This window comes from Kitasatospora sp. NPDC024654 (assembly GCF_055559155.1).
In genome coordinates this window covers 1-3,289 of record NZ_JBVHLF010000215.1, presented here as the reverse complement: position 1 = coordinate 3,289, position 3,289 = coordinate 1, and the positions used below count along the sequence as shown (strand labels likewise).

The 3,289-nt window shown below is 68.7% G+C and carries 5 protein-coding genes; 3 read left to right on the top strand and 2 right to left on the bottom strand.

The window, feature by feature from the left end; genetic code table 11:
* A partial coding sequence (gene istB / locus ACZ38L_RS38980) for an IS21-like element helper ATPase IstB (RefSeq protein WP_465699270.1) occupies positions 1-501 on the top strand: 501 nt, incomplete at its 5' end.
* A gap of 291 nt (positions 502-792) precedes the next feature.
* Here the strand turns inward: istB and ACZ38L_RS38975 are convergent.
* Positions 793-1,227, bottom strand: a complete 435-nt coding sequence (locus tag ACZ38L_RS38975; protein WP_465702808.1) for a hypothetical protein — start codon at positions 1,225-1,227, stop codon at positions 793-795.
* Positions 1,228-1,277: 50 nt separating this feature from the next.
* Between ACZ38L_RS38975 and ACZ38L_RS38970 the strand changes: the two genes are divergently transcribed.
* Entirely contained in the window at positions 1,278-1,667 is a 390-nt protein-coding gene (locus ACZ38L_RS38970; protein WP_465702806.1) for a MarR family winged helix-turn-helix transcriptional regulator, read from the top strand.
* Between the two features lie 366 nt (positions 1,668-2,033).
* On the opposite strand, the gene ACZ38L_RS38965 is transcribed toward ACZ38L_RS38970, so the two are convergent.
* The gene (locus tag ACZ38L_RS38965; RefSeq protein ID WP_465702804.1) at positions 2,034-2,648 is read right to left on the bottom strand and encodes a TetR/AcrR family transcriptional regulator; all 615 of its coding nucleotides are present in this window, start codon (positions 2,646-2,648) and stop codon (positions 2,034-2,036) included.
* Positions 2,649-2,797: 149 nt separating this feature from the next.
* Here ACZ38L_RS38965 and ACZ38L_RS38960 point away from each other — a divergent pair, with 149 nt between their 5' ends.
* Positions 2,798-3,259, top strand: a complete 462-nt coding sequence (locus tag ACZ38L_RS38960; protein ID WP_465702801.1) for an alcohol dehydrogenase catalytic domain-containing protein — start codon at positions 2,798-2,800, stop codon at positions 3,257-3,259.
* The last annotated feature ends 30 nt before the right edge of the window (positions 3,260-3,289 follow it).

Below are 3,289 nucleotides of genomic sequence, written 5' to 3'. Positions count from 1 at the left end.
CATCTGGGAACATTGGACTTCATAGCGGCCAAGGAGAACGCCGTTTTCCTGGGACCGCCGGGCACCGGCAAGACACACGTCGCGACCGGGCTCGCCGTCCGGGCCTGCCAGGCCGGACACCGGGTCGCGTTCGCCACCGCCGCCCAGTGGGTCGACCGCCTGGCCGCTGCCCACCACAGCGGCCGGCTCCAGGACGAGTTGGTCAAGCTCGGCCGCTACCCGCTGATCGTGATCGACGAAGTGGGCTACATCCCGTTCGAGGCCGAGGCCGCGAACCTGTTCTTCCAACTGATCTCGAACCGCTACGAGAGGGCCAGCGTGATCGTCACCTCGAACAAGCCCTTCGGGCGCTGGGGAGAGGTCTTCGGCGACGAGACCGTCGCCGCCGCCATGATCGACCGACTCGTCCACCACGCCGAGGTCCACTCCCTCAAGGGCGAGTCCTACCGCATGCGAGGCCGCGAACTCGGCCGCGTCCCCAACGCCACCGACAACGACTGAACAAGACCACCGACGACACAAGAGGGTCAGAACTCAACCGTCCAAAGTGGGTCACGGTTCAGCCGCCGCCGACAGTCACAGCTCCGCCTCGGGGACACCTGGCCCGAGGCGGCTGCTGAGGAGCGGGATATCTGACAGTCTCCTGGCAGCCCCACCATCGTCCTGGTTCCCAAGCGGCGGCATTTGAGGACTTCGTCGACGTAACGGCCGTCGATCCAGAACTCCTCCGGGCCGCTCGGGGCTCGTGGGCCTCTTGACGCCACGGGCTGGTGCGGTTGCTGGTGGGTGCTCTCAGCCGGTCTTATTGGCGTCGTGGTGGGCGAGTGCCTCTTCCGCTGTGACCGGGGTGAACGGGTCGAGGGTGGTGACGGCGAAGCGTCGCAGGCGCAGGTAGCGTTCGCCGGTTTCGGTGAGGGTCCAGTGGTGGCGGGTGCGCGCGGTCATGGGCTGGCCTTCGCGCGTGATGCCCTCCCAGGCGAAGTCGACCGAGAGGTGGTGGATGCCGTCTGTTCCGGGGGTGATGGTGAGGTCGATGAGGTGGTGGGTGCTGATGTCGACCAGCTGGGCGGCGTCCGCGTACCAGGCAGCGACCTCGTCGAAGGTGTGCAGGACGCGGCCGTCGGAGAGGGTCATGGCGAGGTCGGCGTCCAGGAGTTCGCGCAGCGGCTCCGCCTCGGCGGCGGGCTGCTCCAGGAGCGAGAGCCAGTAGTGGACGAAGGCGAGCACCCGGTTCTCGGAGTAGGCCTCGACGAACGGCGTCTCCTGGTACCTCCGAGGTGACCGCTCTCTTCTCGACGATCACCGACCGGTACGCCCGCGAGTACGAGTCCGCGGCCGCCCACCACGGCCTCACCCCGCAGCAGGTCAAGGTGCTCATCGCCCTGGAGGGCGCTGCCCTGCCCATGCGGCGCATCGCCGAGCGCCTCGGCGCCGAGCCCTCCAACCTCACCGGCATCGTGGACAAGCTCCAGGCCCGAGGCCTGCTCGAGCGCCAGCCCGATCCCGGCGACCGGCGAGTCAAGCTCCTGGTCATCACGGACACCGGCAGGCAGATCGCCGAGGATCTGCTCGACCGCCTCCGCTTCGCCCGCGACCCACTCGCCGCCCTCGACGAGAACCAGCGACGCAACCTGCGCGACCTGCTCCAGCTCATGGCCGACACCTGAGGACAAAAATCTGCCTCTGCCCCTGCCTCTGCCTTGGCCGCCAGGCCGGGTGCTGGGCTCGTCGCCGATTGGGCCGGCCGCCTGGACTTCAGCTCGCGGACCTGGCCGTGCGTGATGGTGCTGCAGTTCGCGGTGATCACGCCGGTGTAGCCGGCCGGCTTCCAGCTGCTCGACCCGGCGTACGGGCTGCGGGTTCCGGGCGGCCCGGGGCGCGGGGGGGACGGTGGCCTCGGGGTTCTCGGCCGACCCGGCGGGCGCCGATCACCCAGGTCATAGCGATGCATGCAGTCAAGGCACGCTGGGCACGTGGAACGCCCGTCCCGCGGATTCGGAGATAAGCCCTCCACGGCAGGCTGCCTGATGGCCCTAAGGTCGACTCTCGCTCTGCGGCTTTGCGGCTTCACTCTCGATGGTGGTGAGCCACTGGGCGACGACGGTGTCGATGAACCCGTCGGTGACCTCGCCCCGATCGAGGAAGAGCCGCGCCAGGACCGGGCCGTAGAGCAGGGTGTACTCGTCACTGTCGATCTGGACGCCCGAGGGCTCCAGGAGCCTATTGAGGGCCGCGTGGCGGTCCTCAACGATCCGGACGAGCGCCTGGGCGCTGTCGGGGTCATGGTCGGCCTGGGCGGTGACGGCCAGTACGGCGGTGCGGATGGCCGGGTCGCCGACGCCGGCGCGCAGGCTCTTCAGCCAGGCGGTGGCGACGGTGCGGACATCTCTGCCCGGTTCGGGGTAGGTGCCGAGGTCGGGGCCTTCGAGGATGAGGTCGAAGAGCAGGGCGGCGCGGTTGGGCCAGTGCCGGTAGAGAGTCTGGCGGGTGACGTCGGCGCGTTCGGCCAGCAGGGCGTAGGTCAGCCCGGTCGGCCCGACGTCGGGCAGCAGTTCGCGCGCGACGGCCAGGACCCGGGTGCGGGTGCGCTGGACGCGCGGATTGCTGAGGGTCGGCTGGCGTCGATGGACGGGCGGCATGGACGGCATGCCTTCATCTTACCCACAGATCATACGTATTGTGTGATACAGGTCACTCGCCAATTCACACGCAGTGCGCGATACACCTGGAAGGACAATCAGACGGACTGAATGATTTCGGGTCGTGTGCTGTTCCTCCTCTCCCCAGGGAGTACCTGATGTCTTCTGCGATCACCTTCTCCGAGTACGGCACGCCGGACGTGCTCACCCTCTCCCAGGTCCCCACCCCCGAGCCGGGGCCTGGCCAGGTCCGCATCCGGGTGAAGGCCACGGCCGTCAACCCGATCGACGTGCGGATCCGCGCCGGGATGATGCAGGGCTTCTTCCCCGTCGACTTCCCGATGGTCCCGGGCTGGGACGTGGCCGGTGTCGTGGACAAGGTCGGCGAGGACGCGAGCGCCTCGGTCGGCGACGAGGTCTTCGGCGTCGCCTCCGTCGGCGGCTACAGCGAGTACGCCGTCCTGGAGCGCCCGGCGGCCAAGCCGAAGGAGCTGTCGTTCGAGACCGCGGCCGGCATGGTCACGGTCGGCGAGGCCGCCTACCGCGCGCTGAAGCACCTAGTGCTGCTCCGCGTTAATTCGTGGAGGGGTGTTGATCAAGTGGCCGGGCCGCCGAGGTAGAGGCCGCAGGCACAGTCGAAGCAGTCCTCG